This window comes from Rhodococcus sp. NPDC060176, from assembly GCF_042728675.1.
Taxonomy (GTDB): Bacteria; Actinomycetota; Actinomycetes; order Mycobacteriales; family Mycobacteriaceae; genus Rhodococcus_F.
In genome coordinates this window covers 153836-180493 of record NZ_JBHWYS010000002.1, presented here as the reverse complement: position 1 = coordinate 180493, position 26658 = coordinate 153836, and the positions used below count along the sequence as shown (strand labels likewise).

The window sequence follows — 26658 nt, the reverse complement described above, 5'->3', positions numbered from 1 at the left end:
ATCCATCACCCTGTGTGTTTCACTCATACCCATGTCGAACCTGGTTCAGACACCCCACTGAGCGATAACTTCTCGCAATCGTACAGCTATGGATGCCGCAGGCCCCGGTTCGATCATCTGGTTGTGTTCACAGTCGACTTCGACGACGCGGATGTCACCCGTCACGAACCGGCGCCATTCGGCCACATCGTGTCCGTTTTCGCTCGACCTTCCGGCGACGAAGAACTCGATGTCTCCGGCGAGAACCGGCGGTCGGTGCTGATTCGTCAACGCGACGGAGTGGGAGTAACCGCGACTGATCCGCGCTAGATGCTCCGCTTCGATCCCGATCCCGGCTCCCAGGGTCTGCTCCAGCAATTCCGCCGCTTCTTCGAAAGTCTCGACTGTCTTCGATCCCGCAGGCATCGCGAGCCCCGCCAGCAGTTCGGAGACCGAGAGTTCAGCGGGCTGATCGGAATCGGACGATGGATAGCTGTCGAGGATCGACAGCGTCACGTCACGTCCGCTCCGAGTGAGCCTGTGCGCCACGGCGTGTGCGATGACGCCGCCGAGCGACCAGCCGGCCAGATGGATCGGGCCGGTCGATGCCACCGCTGCAATGCGATTCGCATAGTCGTCGGCGAGTTCGGTCAGCGAGTCGAAGCTGGGCCCGCCGCTCAGTGACGGTAGCTGCAGACCGTATACGGGTTGATCCAGCTCGAGATGCTTGACGAATTCCGCGTAGCCCCAGGACAATCCGATACCTGGATGAACGAAGAACAGTGGTGCACGATCGGATCCGGCGCGCAGCGTGATCATCGGGGCAAGCAGATCCGACGAGTCGTCCGGCGAGTGTGCGTCCATTCCGTCGGCCGCCCGGGCGACACCGGCAGGCGTCGGATCCAGGAACAGTGCCTGCAACGGCACCCGCATCCCGAGGCGCTTTTCGAGTTCGATGGTGATCCGGGTGGCCACGATCGACGTTCCTCCCAGTTCGAAGAAGTCGTCGTCCACGCCGATGTGTTCGTGACCGAGCACGGTCTCGAAGATGTCGACGACTGTTCGTTCGGTGCCGTTGGTCGGCGGTGCGTACGGGACCGTACGACGCTCGAAGCTCGGTGTCGGCAGTGCTTTGCGGTCCAGCTTGCCGACCGGCGTCACCGGTATGCGGTCGACGACAACGATCGCGCCGGGAACCATGTGCGCAGGTAGGCGAGAAGACAGGTGGCGTCGAAGCTCCCAGTCGTCGACGGTCTGTCCATCCACGGGCTGGATGTAGGAGGCGATCATCGTCTCCCCCGACGGCGCTTCGTGCCCGAGTGTCGCGGCGAAGTAGACGGAGGGGTGTGCCATCAGGACGGAGTCGATTTCGCCGAGCTCGATGCGGAATCCGCGGACCTTGATCTGGAAGTCGCTGCGGCCCAGGTATTCGAGGGTGCTGTCGGAGCGCCAGCGCACCAGGTCGCCCGTGCGGTACATCCGCTGGCCTGGTTCGCCGAACGGATCGGCGACAAATCGGTCGGCGGTGAGGTCGGGACGATTGTGGTACCCGCGGGCGAGTCCGGGGCCGGTCACGTACAGCTCCCCGATGACTCCCACCGGCACGGGCTTGAGGTGCCCGTCGAGGACCAGGCCGGCAAAGCCGATGGCCGGACGGCCGATGTTGATGTCCTTGCCCGGTCGCATGGGTTCACTGACGCTGGCCTGGATCGTGGATTCGGTGGGTCCGTATCCGTTGAACATGCGACGGTCTCGGCCCCAGATGTCCACGAGTTCGGGTGGGCAGGCTTCGCCGCCGACGGCGAGCACGCGGAGTTCGGGCAGCGCGGAGCTTTCGATGGAGCTGAGCGCGGTCGGTGTGATGAACGCGTGTGAGACGTGTTCGTCGGCAAAGATTTCGGCCAACTCGGATCCGCCGAAGACCGTGGGTGGGATGACGACCAGGCAGGCCCCGCTGCCGAACGCCATCATGAGTTCGAAGACGGAGGCGTCGAAGCTCGGTGATGCCAGGTGCGAGATCCGCGAGTACGGCTGGACGTTGAATCTCTTGTGTTCTTCGGCGTTGAGGTTGGACAACCCGAGGTGGGTGACGATGACGCCCTTCGGCTTTCCGGTCGAACCCGAGGTGTAGATCAGGTACGCGGGATGCCCGTGATGCAGTGGGATCGTGCGGTCGCGATCGGTGATCGCGGCGACGCTCTGGCGCTCGATCTCGTCGACGGTCTCCGCTTCATCGAGGACCATCCACTCGACCGTGTCGGGAAGTTGACTGCGGTGAGCGTCGTCGGTGATGCCGAGTACGGCCCGCGAATCGTCGAGCATGTGGTTGATGCGGTCGTCGGGATAGTTCGGGTCGACGGGCAAGAATGCTGCCCCGGTCTTCGTGACCGCCCAGATGGCGACGATCTCCGCGGCGGACCGCGGCAGACCCAAGGCCACAAAATCTTCGGGTCCGACACCGCGCCGGCACAGCGCTCTCGCCAGCTTTGTCGATTCCTCGTCGAGTTCGCGGTAGGTCATCGACCTCTCACGACTCGAGAGGGCTGGTGCATCCGGGTTCGAGGCGACTGCTTCGGCGAGGATTTCCGGCCACACGCGCGCTCGAGTCGCGGCTGCACCGGATGCCGGCACCAGAGCGGCTGTTTCGTCGGCGGCGAGGATACCGATGTCGGCGATGCGTGTTGCCGGTTCACGTCCGACAGCGCCCAGGATCAGGCGAAGTCGGTCGGCAAACCGCCGAATGGTGCCGGGTTCGAACAGATCCGTCGCGAAGTCGAAGGCAGCGGACATCCCGGCAGGGGCGCCGGTCTCGTCGAACTTCTCGTCGACGATCAGCTCGAGGTCTTCCTTCGCGAATTTGGTTTCCACGGTCAGCCCGTCGATGTCGAGGCCGGGCAGGTGGAAGTGCGCGGGTTCGTTGTTCTGAAGTTCGAGGGCTACTTGGAACAGCGGCGAGTACGACGTGGATCTGGTCGGGTTGATCACGTCGACGAGCCGCTCGAAAGGTAGATCCGAGTTCTGGAATGCGGCCAGATCGATTTCGCGGATGTGTTCCACCAGTTCGGCAAACGTGATGTCGGGATCGACGCTGGTTCGCAGGACCAGCGTGTTGACGAACATTCCGACGAGGTGGTCGAGCGCTGCCTGACCGCGGCCGGCGATCGGGGTGCCGATGGTGACCTCGTCTGCGCCGGACAGCTTCGACATCAGCACGGCCAGTGCGCCGTGCAGTGCCATGAACATCGTGACGCCGTGGGACCTGGACAGGTCCGCGAGCGCGCGGTGAGTGTTCGCGTCGATGTCGAAGGTGAATCGGTCACCGTGGAAGGTCTGTTGCACGGGCCGCGGGTGGTCGGTGGGCAGAGCGATGACATCGTCGAGTCCGGCGAGTTGCTCACTCCAGTAGCGCAGTTGGCGGCTGATGACAGATTCCGGATCGTCTTCCGATCCGAGGACCTGATGCTGCCACAACGTGAAGTCCGCGTACTGCACTTCGAGTGGTGCCCACGTGGGCTCCGTCCCTGCCGTACGCGCCAGATAGGCCGCCATGACGTCGCGCGCGAGCGGCGCCATCGACGAACCGTCGGCGCAGATGTGGTGGACGACGACAAACAGAATGTGAACGGGTTCGTCGGTGTCGAGTCGGAAGAGTGCCACGCGCAGCGGTTGGTCGACCGACACGTCGAAGCCGGTGGTGGCGAGCCGTTGCATGCGCTCTGTGAGTTCGTGCTCCCCCAACGTCATTTCACGGACCGGAGGTATTGCCTCGTCGGCAGTGAGGACTTTCTGAATCGGATCGCCGCCGACGGCGGGGAACACGGTCCGCAGTGTTTCGTGGCGCTCGACGACGTCGGCGATCGCCTGTTGCATGGCGGCGACGTCGAGATCACCGGTAAGACGCACTGCCAGTGGGATGTTGTAGGCGGCCGATCGTGTGTCGAATTGGTTGAGGAACCACATGCGCTTCTGCGCCAGTGACAGCGGGACGTTGCCGACGCGCTCCATGGGAGTGAGCGGCACTGTGCCGACGGCAGTGACGGCGCTGGAAAGCCGCTCGGCGAGCTGGGCGGTCGTGGGAGCTTCGAACAGCACGCGTACCCCGACGTCGATGTTCAGGGCGGAGTTTAGCCGCGAGACGACGCGAGTGGCGATCAGTGAGTTGCCGCCGAGTTCGAAGAAGTTGTCGTCCAGGCCTACTCGCTCGACGCCGAGTACATCGATGAACGCATCGGCTATCCGGCGTTCGAGGCTGGTACCGGGGGCCCGGAATTCCACGGCGGTTCCGGTGAACTCCGGGGTCGGCAACGCTTTTCGGTCGAGCTTGCCGACCGCGGTGCGGGGAAGCTCGTCGACGATCATGATGCTGGCCGGAACCATGTGCGACGGAACACGTCCGGCAAGGTGCGCGGTGATCTCGGCGCCCGTGAGCGTCGATCCTTCCTCGACTGTGAGGTAGGACGCGAGGACAGTCGCTCCGGCCGGTCCGTCGACGCCGAGTGTCACGCAGTTCGTGACAGTCGACATTGCGGTGATCTGGGCGTCGACCTCACCGAGCTCGATGCGGAATCCGCGAATCTTGACCTGGAAGTCGCTGCGCCCGACGTATTCGATGGTGTGATCGCTTCGCCAGGAGACGATGTCACCGGTGCGGTACATCCGGTCACCCGGCTTGCCGAAGGGGTCGGCGACAAATCGCTCACTGGTCAGGCCGGGACGGCGGTGGTATCCGCGAGCCAAGCCGATTCCGGCGATGTACAGCTCACCGGGAGCTCCGACGGGTACCGGTTGCAGGCGCGAATCGAGGATCATCTCGTGCACACCGCGGATCGGGCCACCGATAGTGATGGGTGCGCCCACCGTCATGGGTTCGCTGATGTCTGCCATGACGGTTGTCTCGGTCGGGCCGTAGGCGTTGACGAATTCGCGTCCGGGAGCCCACAGACCGACGAGGTGCGGTGGCAGTGCCTCTCCCCCGACGACAACGTGCCGGAATTCGTCCAGGCCGGCCGGGTCGACGGTGGCGAGTGCCGCCGTGGTGACAAACGCATGAGTGACGTGTTCGCGACGGATCAGACTTGCCAGTTCGGCTCCGCCGTAGATGTCGGTCGGGACGATCACCATGGTTGCTCCGACACCGAATGCCTGCAGGTACTCGAAGATGGCTCCATCGAAGCTCGGGGTGGCGAAGTGCAGGGTCCGAGAGTGGTGATCGGCGTGGAATCGGCGTTGCTGATCGAGTGCGAAGCTGTCGAGTCCGGTGTGGGTGACGACCACTCCCTTGGGTCGTCCGGTGGATCCCGAGGTGTAGACCACGTAGGCGGCGTTGTCCATGGCCACCGGTGCGGGCCGTTCGTCCTGGGCGATCGGCAGTGTGCAACTGGTGGCGACGTCGTCGTCGAAGGCTTCTTCTCCGAGCACCAACCAGGACACGATCGGTGGCAATGTCTCGATGGCGTCGACGACGGTCAACCCGAACAGCACTTCGGAATCGCTGAGCATGTGTTCGATTCGGTCGGCCGGATAGGTGGGGTCGACGGGGACAAAAGCTGCGCCGGTCTTGGCGACCGCCCAGACCGCGAGAACCGATTCGATGGACCGTTCGATGCCGATGGCAACCGACGTTTCGGGTCCGGCGCCGCGGCGGATCATGGCTCTGGCCAACTGGTTCGAGCGCCGGTCGAGTTCGGCGTAGGTCATGGAGCGATTGCCGGACGAGAGCGCGATGCGGTCGGGATATGTGGCGGAAACGTCGGCGAGTATTTCCGGAAGCGTTCGAGCGGAGCGACCCGGGGATCCGAAGACCGGCGCAAGATCGCGGCTTTCGAACTCCGTGAGTACCTGCAGGCGAGCGAGCGGTTGATCCGGTGCCGAGGCCAGATGTTCGAGGACGATGCCGACGCGCTCGGTGATCTTCGCGACTTCGCGCGCCGAGAAGTGCGTGGGCAGATACTCCATCTTCAAGTTGAGCGTGTGACTTTCCGACGCGACCACGGCGATCGGGTAGTGCGCCGAGTCGCGTCCGTCGATGCCGAGAACGTGCATACCCGCGATGTCGGTTTCGGCGGTCAGGGCTGCCTCGTCGACGGGATACGACTCGAACACCGTCAGTGTGTCGAAGGATCCGGCGGCGCCGACTGCTCCCGCGATGTCCGACAGGCCGATGTGGTGGTGGTCGAGCAGTGCCGCCTGCTCGGATTGGACGCGAATGGCCAGTTCCGCGAGGGTTTCTCGGGCGTCGAGGCGGACTCGCACCGGGACGGTGTTGATGAACAGGCCGACTATCGATTCCACCCCGGACACCTGGGGTGGGCGTCCTGAGACGGTTCCGCCGAAGACGACGTCGTCGCGGCCGAGGAGTTCGGCGAGCACGATTCCCCAGGCCACTTGGACCAGGGTCGCCATGGTCAGACCGCGGCTTCGCGCGAATGCCCGGAGAGTTTCGGCTCGTTCGGTCGGCAGTGAGTACGAGTGAATGTCACTCGCCACGGTTTCGGCGGCGGCGCCTGCCTGCGAGAGTTGGGTGGATGTGTCGACGCCTCGTAGCGCTTCCTGCCACGCCCGCAGCGAAATCTCGGGTTCCTGCTTCGAGATCCAGGTGAGGTAATCGCGATACGACTGAACTCTGGGCAGAATCTCGGGGTCGCCGTCAGTTGCGTAGAGAGTGAGCAGGTCTCGAAGCAACAGCGGAGTGGACCAGCCGTCGAGCAGGATGTGATGGTTCGTCACGACGAAGCGTGCCGCGTCCGGTCCGTTTCGCACGAGCATGAACCGGATCAGTGGGGCTGTTTCCATGTCGAAACGCTCAGCGCGATCACTCTCGAGCAGCTGAGCGAACGCGAGTTCGCTGTCCTCGGCCCCGGACAGGTCGATTTCGGTCCAGCTGATCTCGACTCCGGACCGGATCACTTGCAGCGCCCGACCTCCTGGCGCGGAGACAAATCCCGCGCGCAGGCTCGGATGACGATCGACCAAGGCCTGCGCGGCGCGGCGCAGTCGCGGCGCTTCCACCCGTCCCCCGAGCTCGAGGGTCAGTTGCACCATGTACGGATCGATTTCCGTTTCGTCGAACTGGGCGTGGAAGAGCATGCCCGATTGCAGAGGTGACAGTGACCAGATGTCGGTCAGGTCGGGGAATCTGCGCTCGAGTTGCTCGATGCTCTGCTGGTCCGCGGTAACGAGATCGAGATCGGTGGGCGTGAGCTCACGCTCGGAGTGTCCGTCGACGTACGAACTCAGCGCGCCGAGTGCAGTGGCCCAGAGCTCCGCCAGTTCGGTGACTTCAGCCTCACTGAGGATGCCGCGGGGGAAGGACCAGGTAGCCCGCAGAATGGGACCGTGTGCGGTGTCGGTGGTGACGGCGTTGATGTCGAGTACCGACGCGGCAGCAAGCTCTCCGCTGTGCGCTTCGTCGAGGGTCACATCGGAGATCGGCAGCCACGGCACTTCGCCGTGCTCGGGATCCGAGCCGGCAAAACGTCCGAGGTAGTTGAACGAGATCTGCGGTGTGGGCAGCTCCCGCAGGTCTTCGTTTCGATCGAGGTACTTGAGCATGCCGAAACCGATTCCGTTGTCCGGAATGTCGAGCAGCGTTTCCTTGACGAGCTTCACGGCCGAGGCCGCGGTTGTTCCACCGGACAGCGCATCGACGACGTTGAGTCCGGTCAGGTCGATCCGCACGGGGAACAAGGTGGTGAACCAGCCGACCGTGCGCGAGAGGTCGGCACCCGGTGCGGCGTTCTCCTCGCGGCCGTGTCCTTCGAGGTTGAGAAGCACTTCGCCGCTGCGCTGTCCGCGCGATCGACGCCAGGCGGTGACGGCAATCGCGAGAGCTGCGAGCAACCCGTCGTTGACCGAGCCCCCGAAATGTTGAGGCACCGTCGAGATGATGTTCTCGGTCACCGAGGTCGGAACGTCGACGCTGACGCGGTCGACAGTGGAACCGATGTCCACGGCGGGGTCGAGTCCGCGCGTTCCGAGCGGTGGCTCGTCGGCCCGCATTCTCGACCACAATTCGATCTCGTCACGTCGATTCGCGGCGGTCTCGGCGAGGGCTGTCGCCCAACGGCGTATCGACGTTCCGCCGGGCGGAAGCATCGGCGTTTCGCCGTCGAACGCCGAGGCGTAAGCGGTGACCAGGCCGGGGACGAGCATTCGCCAGGACACACCGTCGACCGCGAGGTGGTGAAGGACCAGGAGCAACCGGCCGGCCTCGGCCTGGTTGCCGTTCGCGCTGACGGGATCCAACCAGAGTGCGCTGATCATCTTTCCGTGTTCGGGATCGAGACGGCTGGATGCGTCCTGCATCGCGGCTTCCGCGGCGGCCACGAATTCTTCGCCGCTGGTGGACACGATGGGCGTTCGGCGCAGGACGTCGGAGGCGGCGACGGTGCCGGGTTCGCGGATCTCGAGTTGGTGTGTCGCGGTGTCCAGACGCGCCCGCAGTACGTCGTGACGATCGAGGATCGTTTGCAGTGCGCGCTCCAGCGCGGGTCCGGACACATCGGCTGGCAGTGCGATGAGCGCACTCTGGCTGTAACTGCGGATCGTGCTCAGGTCTCCGCGACTGCGTTCGACGAGCCACTCCATGATCGGAGTGAGCGGTAGGGTGCCGACTCCCCCGCCGGGTAGCTCCTCGAGAACTGGTGCAGCTTCCGCTGATTCGACGAGGAGGACCTTGGTGAGGCCGGCAACCGTCTTCGCTTCGAAGACGTCCCTCGGCGTGAAGATGAGGCCTGCGGACTTCGCCCGTGAGACGAGTTGGATCGACATGATCGAATCGCCGCCGAGACCGAAGAAGGAATCGTCCACTCCGATACTGCCCCGCCCCAGCACTTCCGCGAACAGGTCCGCGAGGACCGCCTCGGTAGCGGTGGCCGGTGCCCGCGTCGCCTCCGTTGTTCCCACGTCGGCGAAGTCCGGTGCCGGGAGGCCGCGTCGGTCGAGCTTTCCGTTGACGGTCAGCGGAAGTGATTCGAGGACGACGATCGCGGTGGGCACCATGTACTCCGCGAGTTCGGCGGAGACGAAGTCGGTCACCGTTGCGGAATCGACGGCACTGCCTGTCTCTGCGACCACGTACCCGACGATCCGGGGTGAGGCGCCGTCGGTACGCACGAGCGCCACGGAGGCCGCGACGCCGGGGCAGCGGAGCATCGAGGCTTCGATCTCTCCGAGTTCGATGCGGAAACCGCGCACCTTCACCTGGAAATCACTGCGGCCCACGTACTCCAACTGCCCCGCGTCGTTCCACCTCGCCAGGTCCCCGCTCCGATACATTCGATCCCCCGAACTACCGAATGGATCGGGAAGGAACCGTACCGAAGTCAATGCGGGTTTCCCGAGGTATCCCCGAGTCACCTGATCACCGGCGACGTACATTTCGCCGACAACACCTGGTGGTACCAGGTTCAGTCGCCGATCGAGTACGTAGACGGACAATCCTGGTACCGCTCGCCCGATGATGCTCGCCGACGCGTGCTCGCTGTCGTTGCGGTCGAGCGCGATTCGACTGACGTGCACTGTCGTCTCGGTGATCCCGTACATGTTGACCAGCGTCGGCGCCGTGTCGGCGCGCCGGTCGTACCACTTGCGCAATTGGCCGAGATCGAGAGCTTCGCCACCGAAGACGACGTAACGCAGGGCAAGGTCGGGGTCCGTGCCGCTGGGTGTGTACGCGCGGTCGGCTTCGGCGAGTTGGTAGAAGGCGGTGGGTGTTTGGTTCAGCACCGTCACTCGCTCGCGGCGGAGCAGTTCGTGGAACATGTCGGGCGATCTGGTCGTGTAGTAGTCGACGACGACCAACCGGCCACCGTGCAGCAGCGGACCCCACAGTTCCCAGACGGAGAAGTCGAATGCGTACGAGTGGAACATCGTCCACACGTCCGAGTCGTCGAACCCGAACGTCGGGGACGTGTTGTCCATCAGAGTCAGGACGTTTCGATGGCTGACCTGGACACCTTTGGGGCGCCCTGTGGATCCGGAGGTGTAGATGACGTACGCGACCGCGTCGGGCAGAAGTGGTGTCGTCCGGTCCGCGTTGGTGATGCGATGTGGCGCGGAGTGATCGAGGCGTACGGCGATCTCCGACGATCCGAGTTCGACGATGTCGATGCCGGATTCGATGATCTCCGACGGCAGATCGTTGCGGAAGTCTCCGGTCGTGACCAGGCACACCGGCCGCGCGTCGTCGAAGAGGAATCGCATCCGCTCCGCCGGATAGGTGATGTCGACCGGCAGGTATGCCGCGCCGGTCTTGATGACGGCGACAAGGGCGAGCACGAGGTCGGTCGTTCTGGGCATCGCAACGGCCACCACGGATTCCGGACCGATACCGCGACTGATCAGAAGCCGCGCGAGGCGGTTCGCGCGCCCGTCCAGTTCGGCGTACGTCATTGCGCCGTCGCTGTCGTTGACCGCGGTCGACGACGGATGCGCTGCAACAGCCTCGAAAAATCGGTCCGCGATGTTGTCGGCCGGAGCCGGTTCGGCGTGAGTGTTCCACTCGGTCAGCATCTGTCGACGCTCGTCGGCGCCGACGACGTCGATGTCGCCGGTAGGAGTCGACGGGTCTCGGGAGACCGCCTCGAGGAGGGTGATCAGCCGGCGTGAGAACGATTCGATCAAATCACCGTCGAACAGGTCTGTGGCGTAGACGAATTCGGCGTCGATACCATCCGAATCTCCGTCCGCGTCGTACCGTTCGGTGACCGCGAGTTGGAGATCGAACTTGGCGACAGGAAGGTCGAACTCGACTCCCGAGACCGACAGCCCCGGCAGTTCGAGTTGCGGTAGTGCGTTGTTGCGGAACTCGATGAGTATCTGGAACAACGGAGTGTGTGACGTCGAGCGTTCCGGGTCGAGTGCGTCGACCAACCTTTCGAAGGGCAGGTCAGCGTGTTGGAACGCACCGAGATCACCTTCACGGACCTGGGCGAGTACGTCCTCGAACGATGCGTCGGGCGTGATCTGCGTTCGCAGCACAAGTGTGTTGACGAACATTCCGACCAGGTGATCGAGTTCGGCCTCTCCGCGGCCGGCGACGGGTGTACCGATGGCGATGTCCTCGGTTCCGGCCAGACGCGCTGCGAGCACTGCCAGCGCTGCGTGCATGACCATGAACATGGTGCTGCCGTGCTCGCGTGCCAGGTCGGTCAGCGCTCGATGGATCTGCGGTGAGACAGCGAACCGGTGCACCAAGCCCGCCATGGAGGGCTTCGCCGGACGCGGGAACGACGTCGGCAGCGCGATCGGCTCACCCAGTCCCGCGAGACGGTCTTTCCAATAGTCGAGCTGACGGGTCAGAGCCGAGTCCGGATCTTCCTCGGAGCCGAGCACTTCGTGCTGCCACAACGCGAAGTCGCCGTACTGCACGGCCAGTTCCGACCAGTTCGGCGCACTGCCGGCACTGCGGGCCGCATAGGCCGCTGCCACGTCCGCTGCGAGGGGGTTCATCGAGAACCCGTCGGCGACGATGTGGTGGACGACGATCACGAGGACGTGCCTGCGTGTGTCCCCGTCCACGCGCAGGACTGCGCAGCGGATCGGGACGTCGGCCGAGGCGTCGAACCCTTCCGAGGCCAAATCCAGAATTCGATCGGAAACTTGTGCAGCAGCGACGATCTCCGGTTCCAGGATCGGCATGACCGCCTCGGCGGAGACAACCTGCTGTACCGGTTGTCCGTCGATCGAAGGGAACTTCGTCCGCAAGCTTTCGTGGCGGCCCAGTACGTCCGCTACGGCCTCCTGCAATGCGGCGAAGTCCAGATCACCGTCGAGGCGCACGGCCAGGGGAACGTTGTAGGCCGGTGACGTCACGTCGAACTGGTTGAGGAACCACATCCGCTTCTGCGCCAGCGACACGGGCAGTGGGTCCGGGCGAGGCCGTCGAGTCAACGGTGGTCGGGGGTTTTCGCCGCGGCCGACACTCTCGGCCAGACGCGAGAGCTGCCGAACTGTCGGAGACTCGAACAATCCTCGTACGCCGATGTCGGTGCCGAGGAGCGCGTTGACGCGGGCGATGACGCGCGTCGCGGTCAGGGAGTTGCCGCCGACGTCGAAGAAGTGGGTGTCGATGCCGATGGGGGTCACTCCGAGCACGTCCTCGAAGACGCCCGCCACCAGTCGTTCCAACTCGGTGGTCGCTGCCGTGAACGTTTCGGCATCGGTGTCGAAGCGAGGCTTCGGGAGAGCAGCCCGATCGACCTTGCCGACGCCGGTGAGTGGCAGTTCGTCGAGCACGACGACGCTCGCGGGCACCATGTGTGCCGGCAGCACCTCTCGAGCCGCTGCCCGGATGTCCTCGGCGGTCACGGGGTGTTCGTCGTCGCAGACGACGTACGCCGCCAGAGCCTGCTCGTTCGACGGTCCGCGCACCGCCAGCGTGACCGCGTACTCGACGCCCGGCAGCTGACCCAATGCAGTGTCGACCTCGCCGAGTTCGATGCGGAAACCGCGGATCTTGACCTGGAAGTCGCTGCGTCCGAGGTACTCGATGGTGCGATCACTGCGCCAGCGCACGACGTCGCCGGTGCGGTACATCCGCTCCCCCGGCTCGCCGTACGGGTTGGCGACAAACCGTTCGCTCGTCAGTGGTGAGCGCCCGTGATAGCCACGCGCGAGTCCGACTCCCGCCACATACAGCTCCCCGGGAACACCGACAGACACCGGTTGGAGTCTGCGATCGAGGACAACCTCACTGAATCCTCGGTTCGGCGGCCCGAGATAGACCTTGTCGCCGGCCGGAATGGGGTCACTGAGATTGCAGGAGATGGTGGTTTCGGTGGGACCGTAGACGTTGACGAACGATCTTCCCGGCGCCCAGGTGCGCACCAGGTCTGCCGAGGGGGCCTCGCCGCCGACCGTGATGGTGGTCAGTTCGTCAATTCCCTCGGGGTCCACCGACGTCAGCGCTGCGGGCGTGATGAACGCGTGGGTGACGTGTCCTTCCCGGAGAACGTCGGCAAGTTCGGTTCCTCCGTAGACGGTGGTGGGAGCTACGACCAGTTCGCCGCCGACGGCGAAGGCGAGCAGATACTCGAGAACGGAGGCGTCGAAGCTCGGTGAGGCGAAGTGCAGTGCGCGTGAATTCTCCGTGAGACCGTAGCGATGGCGCTGTTCGTCGGCGAAGTTCTCGAGACCGGTGTGCGTGACGACGACGCCCTTGGGTCGGCCGGTCGAGCCCGAGGTGTAGATGAGGTAGGCGGTGTTCTCCAACCGCGGGGTTCCTCGGCGCTCGTCTTCGCGTAGCGGCGCCGTGGACACTCCGGAGACCCGAGCGATGCTCGTCGGGTCGTCGAGTTCGAGCCACTGCGTCGCACCAACTTCGCCGGGTCGGTGGGCTGCAGTGGTCAATCCGAGCGAGGATGCCGAGTCCTCGAGCATGAACGAGATCCGGTCACTCGGGTAGCGCGGATCGATCGGCACGAAGGCGGCGCCGGTCTTGGTGATCGCCCAGACGGCTGCCACGGATTCGAAGGAACGTTCCACACAGATCGCCACCCGTGAGTCCGGGCCGGCGCCTTCGGAGATCAGCACGCGTGCCCACTGATTCGAGGCTTCGTCCAGTTCTCGGTAGGTCATCTTTCTCTCACCACAGGACAGTGCGATTCGTTCGGGGAACCTGCTCGCCGTGTCCTCGAAGATGCGATCGAGTGTCCTGACCGAGCGCCCTTGCTTTCCTCGCGCGGGAACAAGTTGCTGCACTTCGGAATCCGGCATCAGACGCAATTTTGCCAGCGGAAGATCCGGTTGCGCAGTGATCAGTTCGAGGGTGCGGAGCAACCGGTCCGCGATCGCGTCGATGTCGTGATCGCCGAGGACTCCCGGGAAATACTCGAACTTGAGCCGCAAGCGTCCGTCTGCTGTGGAAGCGACGATCGCGAGCGGATAGTGCGCTGCATCCTCGGCATCGTGGACGTCGAGGACGTGCATTCCGGCGATGTCCGTGCCGGACGAGAGTCCGCCGCGGTCGACGGGATACGACTCGAAGACGGTCAAGGTGTCGAATGATGCAGCACCCCCGACTGCCGATGTGATGTGGGAAAGACCCACGTGGTGGTGATCGGACAGCTGCGCCTGCTCGGTTTGGACACGAACACACAGTGCTGCCAAAGACTCTCGCGGGTCGAGGCGAACTCGCACGGGGACGGTGTTGATGAACAGGCCCACCATCGACTCGACGCCCGGAACCTGGGGTGGGCGTCCGGAGACCGTTCCGCCGAAGACGACGTCGTCGCGGCCGAGGAGTTCGGCGAGCACGATTCCCCAGGCCACCTGGATCAAGGATGCTGTCGTCAGACCGCGGGAGCGGACGAATCCGCGCAGGAGTTCCGTCTCACGTTCTCCGAGCGCGGTGGTGGTCGAGCGTGAGGTTGCACCGTCCTCGTCGACTGCGTGGGTTCCGGTGAGCAGTGTCGGATCGTCGAGTCCGCGAAGCGCTTCGTCCCAGGCCTCGATCGACTTGCTCTCATCGCGAGTGCTGATCCAGCTCAGATAATCCCGGTACGGATGCGCGCGCGGGATGGCGCTGTGATCACTGTCCGTGGCGTAGAGGGTGAGTAGATCGCGGACCAGCAGCGGCATCGACCATCCGTCGAGGAGAATGTGGTGGTTGGTCAGGATCAACCGGTATGCGTCGTCACTGGTTCGCAGAAGCAGGAACCGCAGGAGGGGCGGTGTGTCCATGTCGAAGCCGCGCACCCGATCCGCATGGAGGAGTTCGCGTATCTCGGTTGCCTGTTCTGTGGGAGCCAACGGAGAAATATCGATCTCGGTCCACGGCACATCCACGGCGGCGCTGATCGCCTGCACCGATCGCCCACCGGTGTCGGTCGTGAACGCAGCGCGTAGGTTCTCGTGTCTGTCGAGCAGCGCCTGCGCGGCACGGTGCAACCGGGACGCGTCGACGCCGTCGAGTTCGAGTGTGAGCTGGACGGTGTACGCGTCCACGGTGTGTTCTGCGTATCGGGCATGGAACAGCAGTCCGGATTGCAGCGGTGAGAGGGACCAGATGTCGGTCAGCGTCGGGAACTCGAGCTCGAGGCGATCGATGGACTCCTGGTCCAGGTCGACCAGGTCGATGTCCGACGGCGTGAGTCCACCGCGTTCGCTCTGCTCGGCGTACGTGGCCAGAGCGCGCAACGCCTGTACCCAGAGTTCTGCGATGGCGCGCGCATCACCGTCCGCCAGCACGGCGGTGGGATAGGCGATAGTGGCGCCGATGTGCGGTGCACCCGAGATTTCGGTGGTGACGACATTGACGTCCAGTACCGAACCCACGGGCATGTCGGATCGAGCTGCCGCTTCGAGATCGACGTCACGGGCCAGTGCCCAGTCCCCCAGCGACTCTCCGGCTTCGGTGCCGGAAAAACGCCCCAGATAGTTGAACGAGATCTGCGGTTGGCGGAGGTCTTCGAGTACCGCTCGGCCTACCTCGTCGAGGTAACGCAGAACTCCGTACCCGATACCGCTGTCCGGAACACCCAGTAGCTCTTCCTTGACGCGCTTGAGCACCACCGCGGCGTCGGGGCCGCTGCTCATCACGTTCGCGATGTCGATGTCGGCGAGGTCGATCCGCATCGGGAAGACGCTCGTGAACCAGCCGACGGTGTGCAGCACATCCGCTCCGGGGACCACGTGAGCTTCGCGTCCGTGGCCCTCCATCGAGACGAGCACGTTGTCGGTTCGTATGCCCTGCGCCTGCCTCCACTGCGTCAGTGCCAGCGCGAGAGCAGCAACGAGGCCGTCGTTGACGGATCCACCGAACAGCGCCGGAAGCGTGGTCAGGACTGTTTCGGACAGTTCGACGGGTACGTCGGCGACAACTCGGCCGACCGAGTCGAACGTGTCGAGCCGCGGGTCCAGCGGCCGGGTTCCGATCAGCGGGTCGGCACCTTCGAGTATCGAACGCCACCTGGGCAATTCGACTCTTCGATCGGGCGCGATGTCGCGGAGCGCGTACGACCAACGACGAACCGACGTTCCCGAGTACGAAGGCTCCGGTTCTTCGCCTGCATCGATGCGGTGGAAAGCCGACGCAAGTTCCGGTACGAGGACGCGCCAGGAGACACCGTCGACCGCGAGATGGTGGATCACCAGGAGCAACCGGCCGGTGTTGCGCACGCCGGCCAGCCAGACGACACGGACCATCACACCCCGGCTGGGGTCTAGTTCTCGGCGTGCACCGCCCAGGGCGTCGACGATCGCCGCGTCGAACGCTGCGGTGCCCGGCTCGGCCTCCACTTCGAGTACCTGGCAGATGTCCTCGGCTGCAACAGCTCCCGGCTCGTCGACTACGAGCCTGCGCTCGCCGTCGAGTTCGAGGCGCGCGCGAAGGATGTCGTGACGATCGAGGACGACTTGAAGAGCCGCGGTCAACTGCTCCACACTGCGAAGCCCGTGCGGCGCATTGAGAAGGGAGGCCTGGGAGAACGAATCGAGCCCTCGGTGCTCGGAGCCGAGCCGGTCGAGCCACCACTGCGCTACCGGCAACAAGGGCACGTGGCCCACGCCGCCTCCGGGAAGTTCCTCGAGCACCTCGGGTTCGTCGTCCTTGGTCGACGCCAGCAACACCGCAAGACCGGCGACCGATTTCACCTCGAAGACGTCACGCGGGGTGAACACGAGTCCCGCGTCGCGGGCTCGGGCGACAAGCTGAATCGACATGATCGAATCGCCGCCCATCGAGAAGAACGAGTCGTCGACGCCCACCGATTCGACACCGAGGACGTCGACGAACAGGGCGGCCAGCGTGCGCTCGGTATCGGATTCGGCAGCCCGTGAGCGTGCCTGGGTTACCCGGAAGTCGGGAATCGGCAATGCTCGACGATCGAGCTTTCCGTTGGCTGTCATCGGAAGTTCGTCGAGCACGACCACCACTGCGGGAACCATGTACGGGGCAAGAGCCGAACCCGCGAACGCGATGACAGCCTCGGGATCCACAGTCTGAGCGTCGCTGGCAGGCACTACGTATCCGACGATCCGTGCGGCGCCTCCCTCACGTTCGAGCGTCGTCACCACGGAATGTGCAACGCCGGGATAGCGAACCAGAACTGCCTCGATCTCGCCGAGTTCGATGCGGAATCCGCGAATCTTGACCTGGAAATCGCCACGGCCCTGGTACTCGAGTTCTCCGTTCTTGTTCCACCGGGCGAGGTCGCCGGTGCGGTACATCCGCGTACCGGCACCGCCCGTGGGATTGGGTACGAACCGTTCGGCGGTGGTGCCCGCGCGGTTGCGGTAGCCGCGGGCGAGTCCCTCGCCGCTGACGTACAACTCCCCCGTCACTCCGACCGGGACGCGGTGTAGGCGATTGTCGAGTACCCATGCGGTGATGCCTGTCGACGGCCGTCCGATGGTCACCCGATCGGTCGGTGACATCGGCTCGGTGATGCTGGCTACGACCGTCGATTCGGTCGGTCCGTAGGCATTGATCATGATCCGGTGATCACTGACCCAGGCAGCGACGAGATCGGGCGGGCAGACGTCGCCGCCGGTTCCGATGCAGACCAACTCGTCCAGTCCACTCGGATCGACCGTGGCAAGAGCGGCTGGGGTGATGAAGGCGTGAGTGACGTGTTGATCGGCGATCAGGCTCGTCAGTTCGGTTCCGCCGATGATGCTCGGTGGAGCGATGATCATCGTGGCCCCGGCACCGACCGCCATGAGTAGCTCGAGAATCGAGGCGTCGAAACTCGGTGAGCTGAAATGCAGCGTGCGGGAGGTCGACTCGACTCCGAAGCGACTGCGCTCCTGCTCGGCGAGCGCCGAAAGCCCACGGTGAGTGACCATGACGCCTTTGGGGACGCCGGTAGAACCGGAGGTGTAGATGACATAGGCCGGATTGTCGACAGACGCGGTTCCCAGCAGTTCCGAAGCCTCTATCCGGTGATCACCGGTCTGTTCGAGGGTCGCGAGGATCTCGGCCTGATCGAGCAGAATCGCGTCCGCCTCGTTCGGGACGACACCGGCATGCTCGGCGGTGGTGAGAACGATGCCCGATCCCGAGTCGTTGATCATGTGGTGCACACGATCGACGGGATACGCCGGGTCGACGGGTACGAACGCGGCGCCGGTCCGAGCAACCGCCCAGATCGCCACCACGGATTCCAGGGAGCGCGGCAATGCCAGAGCGACAACGGATTCCGGGCCGGCCCCGCGGCTGATCAACAGTCTCGCGAGCCGGTTGGCGCGGCGGTCGAGTTCGGAGTACGTCAGATGTCGGTCGCCGAAAACCAGCGCGGTTCTCTGCGGTTCGCCAATGTACCTCCGCTCGAGCAACGTCGAGAAGTGAACCTGCTCGGGAAGTTCCGGTGCGAGGGTGCGGATCGTGTCGAGATCGCTGACGAGATCGATGTCTCCGACCGGTGTGTGCGGCGATTCCGTCACGGCATCCAGAATCCGAATCAGATACCGAGCAAAACCGTCGACGGTCGCCTCGTCGAACAGCGCTCTCGCGTAGGTGAACCCGGCCTCGATGCCCGCCGGCTGACCGTCCTCGTCGAAAGTTTCGGCCAGAGTGAGCTGCAGATCGAAATTCGAGACGGCGGATTCGAGTTCGAGGACTTCGACGTCGAGATCTGTCAGACGAACAACTGGTCGAGTGGTGTTCTTGAACTCGAGCATCACCTGGAACAGCGGTGAATGCGACGTCGACCGCTCCGGAGCGAGCGCATCGACGACGCGCTCGAAGGGGACGTCTGCGTGAGCGAAGGCGTCGAGGTCGGTGCTGCGAACCCTGGCCAGGAGATCGGTGAAGGAGGCCGAGGGGTCCACGTCGGCGCGCAGGACCAATGTTCCGACGAACATGCCGACCATCGGATCGAGCAGGGCATTTCCGCGCCCGGCGATCGGTGAGCCGATCGTTATGTCTTCCATGCCGGACAATCTGGCCAAGAGCGCTGCGTAGGCGGCGTGAATCGCCATGAACATACTGCTTCGATGTTCGATCGCGGTTTCGCTCAGACGACGGTGGATGCCGGCATCGATGTCGAACCGGACGACGCCACCCGAGAGATCCTGCACACGCGGACGCGGACGATCTGCAGGGAGCGCAAGAAGCTCAGGCACACTTGCCAGCTGACGTGTCCAGTACTCGAGCTGACTGGCGAGCGTACTGTCCGGTTCGTCGATCCGACCGAGCGCCCGTTCCTGCCAGATCGCGAAGTCCGCGTACTGGACCGGGAGAGGAGCCCAGTCGGGGGTCTCACCTCGATGTCTGGCCGAATACGCGCTCATCACGTCGAACGCCAACGGTGCCATCGAGAATCCGTCGGCGCAGATGTGATGGACGACCACAGCCAGGACGTGATCTTCTTCGTCGACCTCGATCAGTTCGGCCCTGATCGGCGGGGCCTGCGTCACGTCGAAGCCCGTCGAGGTGACGCGCTCGATCTCCGTGAGTACCGCTTCGGCGTCCGCGCTGACAACCGGCATCGTGCCCAACGCTTCACCTGGTTCCACGATCACCTGCGCCGGCACTCCCTCGATCATGGGAAACAGCGTGCGCAGCGATTCGTGTCGAGCAAGTACGTCGATGATCGCGCTCTCCAACGCGGCAACGTCCACCCGGCCTCTGAGCCTGATCGCTATGGCGACGTTGTATGCCGCGGACGTGACATCGAATTGATTGACGAACCACATGCGCTTCTGCGCCAGCGACAGCGGAATCGACTGTGGCCTCGGCAACGCCTCGAGCGGAAGGACGGCCGGTCCCCCTCGCGCCGTGGCGCACTCGACCGCCAACTGAGCAACGGTCGGCGCGTCGAACAACTCTCTGATCGACAAGTTCAGCGACAGCGAATCGTTCACTCGCGCCACGGCACGGGCAGCGACGAGACTGTTCCCGCCGATCTCGAAGAAATTGTCGTGCACACCGACGGCACCGGATTCCAGGAGTTCTTCGAAGATCGACGCCAACTGGGCTTCGATCGGCGTTCGCGGCGCCCGATACGTCTGCGAGCTGTCGAAGCTGGGCGCGGGCAGGGACTTCCGATCGAGCTTGCCGGTCGAGCCGAGTGGGAACACGTCGAGGTCGATGACCACTGCCGGAACCATGTAGGCCGGGAGGAGGCCTCTCAACTCGGTGCGCAGGCTGTCCGTGTCGATCGAATTCCCGGCTTCGGCGATGACGTAGCCGACGAGACTGTCACCGACCACGTTGTCGTGATGGACGAGAGCAGCAGCTTGCGCGACACCTGTGAGCCTCAGCAATGCTGCTTCGACCTCGGCGAGTTCGATGCGCTGGCCGCGGATCTTCACCTGGAAATCGCGTCGGCCGACGTAGTCGAGTAGCCCGTCGGCGCGCCATCGGACGACGTCGCCGGTTCGGTACATCCGTGTGCCCGCCGGGCCGTAAGGATCTGCAACGAATCTGTCGGCGGTGAGGTCACTACGCCCGAGGTATCCGCGCGCCAGTTGCACTCCCGCCAGATACAACTCGCCGTGCACGCCGACCGGGACGGGGTGCAGCCTTCCGTCGAGGACATAGAGCTGGGTGTTCCACACGGGCGCACCGATGGGAACGGTGACGGTCATGTCTGGGGTGAATTCGGCGGCGCTCACGTCGACGGCCGCTTCCGTGGGTCCGTACAGATTGAACAACCCTGCAGGACTCAGACGAGTGAACGCCTCCGCTGTGGTGGGCGCAAGAGCTTCACCACTGCAGAACACCTGGCGCAAGCTCGCGCACTGCTCGGGAGACGCGACGGCGACGAATTCCGCGAGCATCGACGGTACGAAGTGCGCCGTCGTGACTCCCTTTTCGGCGATCAGCGCCGACAGGTATCCAGGATCACGGTGCCCCTCCGGTTCCACGATCACCAACTGCGCGCCGGTCTGCAGGGGCCAGAAGAGTTCCCACACCGAAACGTCGAATGTCACCGGAGTCTTGTGCAGCACCACGTCCGACGCGTGAAGTGGATACGCGTCCTGCATCCACAGAAGGCGATTGACGATCGAACGGTGCGATACGGCAACACCTTTCGGTCGACCGGTCGATCCCGACGTGAAGATCACGTATGCAGCATTGTCCGGACGGAGGGGCGCGACCCGATCAGCGTCCGTGATCGGCGCCGTCGCGGGAACCGGATGATCGACATCGACGTCGACGATCGGCACTTCTGCGGGAAGGGCGCCCCGATCCTGGGGGCGGCTCAGCACGCAGATCGGTTCCGCGATGTCGAAGACGTAGGCGATGCGCTCGGCAGGATGATCGGGGTCCACCGGGACGTACGCCGCACCGGCACGGATCACGGCGTGGACGGCGATCAGCAGTTCGGCCGACCGGCGAATCGACACTGCGACGCGCATGTCCGGGCCGACGCCGCGGCCGATGAGGGTTCTGGCAAGTTCGCTCACCCTCGCGTCGAACTCCGCATACGTCAGCGTCCGCTCACCGAAGATCAGCGCGGCCCGCTCGGGTGTCCGGGCTGCCTGCTCCGCCGCCAGGTCGGCCAGAGTGGTGATCGGTACTACGTGCTCGGTGGAATTCCAACGCTCGAGGACCAGTTCCGCCTCGCCCGGGGCTGTGAGGTCGACGTCGCCGACGACGGATTCCGGGTCTGCAGCTACCGCGTCGAGGAGCATCGTGAAGCGATCGGCGAGGCCCGACATGGTGTCCGAGTCGAACAGTTGGCTGGCGTAGTTCAACTGGCCGTCGAGATGGTCGCCGCGGTCGGTCAGAATGACCTGAAGATCGAACTTTGCTGCACCCGTTGAGAGTTCGTCAACCGTGACGTCGAGTCCGGGCAAGGTGACTTCGGTGGGAGCGGCGCCCTGCATCACCAGCATTACCTGGAACAGCGGCGCCTGGTTGTCGGCGAGGGACTCGACGAGTACGTCGTACGGCACTTCGGTGTGCTGCAAGGCCGCCACGTCGACGTCGCGCACACGGGTGAGAACTTCGCCGAAGGTGAGTCCCCCGTCGAGAACCGTCCTCAGCACCACCGTGTTGACGAACATTCCGACGACGTCGTCGAGGGCTCGCTCGCTACGCCCGGCTACCGGGGTGCCGATCGTGATGTCGTTCGCTCCACATTCTCGGCTGAGCAGGACGGCCAGCGCGGCGTGGATCACCATGAAGACGCTGACATCGCTGCGCGCCGCGATCTCGCCGACCCGGCGGTACGTCGCGGAGTCGATACGGAAATCGAGATCGTGACCGCGCAGCGAGACACCGGCCGGCCGCGGATGATCCATCGGCAGTTCCGCAAGCTCGCCGCGTTCGGTGAGCGTGTGCGACCAGAACCGCAACTGCTCGGCGAGTATCGAATCCGGGTCGGACGCTTCGCCGAGCGCTCCGCGTTGCCATTCGCTGAAATCGCCGTACTGCACTTCCAGTGGCAGCCACGCCGGTACACGTCCGCTCGCCCTCGAGGCGTACGCGACCATCACGTCACGGGCCAGCGGGGCCATCGACAGGCCGTCCGCGGCGATGTGGTGCACGACGAGGACCAAGGTGTGTTCGAGTTCGTTCACTTCGAGCAGAGTCGCGCGGATCGGCACCGATTCGCTGACGTCGAATCCCGTTCGCGCCAGTTCGCTCGCTCGTACGGAAGCCGCTGCGGCAGGCACGGTTTCCACCTCGAGGTGATCGAACATCTCGTCCACACCGAGAACGTGCTGTACCGGACCGCGAGCGCTCTCGGGGAAAATGGTCCGCAAGACCTCATGCCGGACGATCACGTCCCGCAGGGCGGCGAACAGGGCATCGACGTCGAGAGCGCCGGTCATTCTCACCGCGATCGGGATGTTGTACGCCGGTGAGTTCGGATCGAGTTGATTGGTCAGCCACATTCGTTGCTGCGCCAGAGATACCGGTATCCGATCGGGGCGATCGATACGCGTCAGTGCAGGCGCGCGCGTATTCCGCGAGTCCGCCAGGTCGGCGCGTGCGGCCAGAGCGGAGACTGTCGGTGCCTCGAAGAGGTCGAGAACGCTCAGCGTCGTCCCGAGCGCTCCGTTGACCCGGGACACGACGCGAGTCGCGATCAGCGAGTCACCGCCGAGGTCGAAGAAGCTGTCGTCTGCTCCCGCCCGGGTGATGCCGAGCAGATCGCAGAACACCGCCGAAATCCGCTTCTCGGTCGAGGTCTCGGGTGCACGGTATTCGGCCGAGCCGCCCGCCGAATCGATGTCCGGCAACGCCTTCCTGTCGATCTTTCCTGCCGGAGTCAAGGGAATGGAATCGAGTACGACGATCCGCGACGGAACCATGTGAGCTGCCAACGAGGATCCGGCGTGGGCGATCAACTCGGAGTTGTCGATGTGTGTACCCGCAGCCGCCGTGACGTACGCCGCCAACAGTGTTTCCCCGCTCGGGCCCGCAACTCCGGCGGCGACGGCCTGGGCGACGCTCGGATGGCGGCGCAGTACGTCGTCGATCTCACCGAGTTCGACGCGGAAACCGCGGATCTTGATCTGGAAGTCGCTACGGCCGAGGTACTCGAGTTCACCGGCGCCGTTCCACCTCGCGAGGTCGCCGGTGCGGTACATACGTTCTCCCGCAACACCGTTGGGGTCGGCAACAAATCTTTCGGCCGTGATCGTGGCACGCGCGTGGTACCCGCGCGCCAGACCGATACCGCTCACGTAGAGCTCGCCGGCGACACCGATGGGCACCGGCTGAAGCCGTGAGTCCAAGAGGACGGCCGCGGCGCCGCGCATCGGCTTTCCGATAGTGACGGAAACATCGCTGCTCAGCGGTCCGGTCAGGGTGGCGACGACGGTGGTTTCGGTCGGTCCGTACGCGTTGAACATCGAGCGTCCGTGTGACCACTGATCGACCAGTGCGGGCGAGCAGGCGTCGCCGCCGGTCACGACCACCCGAAGATCCGGCAGGCCGGCGGGATCGACGGTTGCGAGCGCGGCCGGGGTGACGAAGGCATGTGTCACTCGGCCGACGCGCATCACCTGGGCCAGTTCGTCGCCGCCGTACACCGTCGGTGGCGCGATCACCATCGTTGCTGCGCCGCCGAAGGCAAGGAGAAGTTCGAGGACCGAAGCGTCGAAGCTCGGCGAAGAGAAATGCAGTGTGCGGTCTCCCGGTTCGACTCCGAACCGGTCTCGCTCCTCGTCGGCGAAGCTGCTCAGCCCGCGGTGACTGACCACCACGCCTTTGGGGACACCGGTCGAGCCGGAGGTGTAGATCAAGTACGCCGGATCGTCGTAGTGCACGCGTGAACGACGTTCGGCATCGTCAACCGGTGCATCTGAGCAGTCGGCGTTCAATTCGTCGAGAAGAACCCAATCCACCGAGTCGGCGAGCCCGCCGTGGTGCTCCCCCACGCTGATTCCGACAACAGCTCCCGAATCGGTGAGCATGTGCCGAATACGGTCCTCGGGGTAGTGCGGATCTATCGGGAGGAAAGCTCCGCCGGCCTTGGCTACCGCCCACGTCGCGGTCACGGATTCGATCGACCTCGACAATGCCAGGGCGACGTAGGTGCCGGGGCCAACCCCGCGGGCGATCAATTCGCGGGCGAGCTTGTTCGACTCGGCGTCGAGTTCCCGGTAGCTCACCTCACGATCGCCGAACACGAGCGCTGGGGCATCGGGGTTCACAGCTGCGGCTCGGCGGAGGATGTCAGGGAGGGTCAGCGGGTCGGACGCGACCTCTCCCCGTGCCGGTACCAGGGACTCACGCTCGAACTCGTCGAGGAGATCGAGGTCTCCGATCGGCGTTTGCGGGGCTGCGGATGCGCCGGAGAGGACCCACACCAGTCTCGAGAGGAAACCTCGGACCGTGGATTCGGCGTAGTGCTGTGCGGAGTACGCCACCTCGAGGGCATTGGCGTCCGCGTGGACCTCGATCGCCACGTCGAGGCCAGCTATCGTCGTCTCCCGCGATCCGTCGTTGAGACGGACATGCAGCTCGGGCAGCTCGGGGACACCTGTCGCCGATCGAACCAGCAACGTATCGCGTTCTTGCGCAAGAGAACCCACGAATTCATCGAACGGCGCTGCCGGATCGACCTCGCAGCGTAGGGGCAAGGTCCCCAGCTCGGTCCTCGTCCCGATCAACACGTCCCGGCGCTCGGTCGATCTCGACAGCAATGCAGCAAATGCCGCATGGACAACGGCAAAGAGCGAGACACCTTCCGAGCGTGCGAGTTCGGCGACCGCGGGATCGAGCGGGACGCTCAGTCGATTCGTACCGGTCGGCTCCGATTCGGCGTCGATTCGCCCGAGATCCAGTGTTTCGAGGCCCAGTGTCTCGAGGCCCAGGGTCGAACCCTCGTCGGCGTCCCCCAGGTATCTCGCCCAGAACCGCTCGTGTTCCCTCCGCTGTGCACTGCGTGCTCCAGCCTCGGCACTTGCCGGATGAATCCGGTTCATCGGCGTACCGGCGGGCGCTGCTGTCAGTTCAGCGACCAACTCGGTGAAGGCTCGGTGGTGATTAGCCAGTTCGTCGTGACCGTAGCGATTGGGGTTGCCACGAAAGTCGATCAACGTCTGGGCCGGATCGCCGCTCTGGTACACGTTGACCAGGAGATCTTCGACCGGCCCCGACGTGACGATGTGGAACTCGCCGGTCAGTGATCCCAGCGTGATCTCCTGCCGGAAGAGCATCACATTCATCATCGGACCGGACAGACGCGCGTCGCCGACCGCCAGGCCTGCATCACGCCGGATGTCCTCGAGACTGCACCGCTGATGACGAAGCGCGCCGAGAAGTTCGAGTTGAACCCGCCCGACCAGATCGTCGACGCTTTCGCCTGGGTCCACGTGGATGTGAAGCGGCGCGACGTTCACCAGCATGCCGCCCGACCGTTGCAGCGGCGCCGTGGTCCTCGCCGAGACCGGCAGGTTGATCAGAACGTCCTCGTAGCCGGTGTTGCGGGACAAGTAGCACGCCAGTGCCGAAATCAGCACCGCCGCCGCAGTGGCACCGGAACGTGTATTCCACTCGTCCAACGCGGCAAGACTGTTCGCCGACATCGCGGCACTGACGAGTTCACTCTGCGCGGTCGGCGGTCCCTCCCGCGTGGCCAACGTAGAACCGTGTTCGACGCCGGACACACGCTGGGCCCAGTATTCGCGGTCGGCGTCGAATCGGCTTGATTCACGGTACTTCTGGTCGAGTTCGGACAGTGTCGTGACGTCGAGCGCCTTGTTGACCGCAGGTTCTCGACCCTCGACGGCGGCGGTGTAGATCGCCGCGATCCGATTGACGATCGTCATTCCGCTGTATCCGTCGAGCGCAACGTGGTGAATCCTGGTGTACCACAGGTAATCTCGATCACCAGTTTGGAGGATTGTCATTTCGACAAGGCGATCGCGCGTCAAGTCGAGTGTCGTCGCGTAGTCGTTGTCCATCCACTCCGACGCCGCGAGCCTCGGATTCTCGCGCTCACGGAAGTCGAAGTAATCGATGCCCGGATCGATCGTGAAGTCCACGATCTGGCACGGTTCCCCGTCCGGGTACATCAACCGCAAAAATGGCGATTCGAACTCGTGGGCAGCCTCCACCGCAGCGCGGCTGAGCAGTTGCATGTCCAGGTCGCCGTGGAATTCGATGTACTGCGCGATGAAGTACGGGACCGTCGGGTGAAGTTGCTGCGCGAACCACATGCTGCGCTGCACGGCCGAGAGAGGAAACGCCCCGGCCGGCAGACTCCGTGATCCGGTCAGCGGATCGATCCTCTTGTCGGTATCCATCACGACCACCCCCACACAGCGTTA

General features: G+C 64.4%; 1 protein-coding gene. It reads right to left on the bottom strand.

Going from position 1 to position 26658, the window contains the following annotated elements:
• Nucleotides 1–45: 45 nt before the first annotated feature.
• A complete protein-coding gene (locus ACFWEM_RS09205; protein ID WP_378533006.1) occupies nucleotides 46–26634 on the bottom strand; it encodes a non-ribosomal peptide synthase/polyketide synthase in 26589 nt (8862 codons plus the stop codon).
• Nucleotides 26635–26658: the final 24 nt, after the last annotated feature.

Excerpts from the sequence above, each read along its gene's own strand:
- ACFWEM_RS09205 (WP_378533006.1), bottom strand. The coding sequence starts at position 26,634 with ATGGATACCGACAAGAGGATCGATCCGCTGACCGGATCACGGAGTCTG.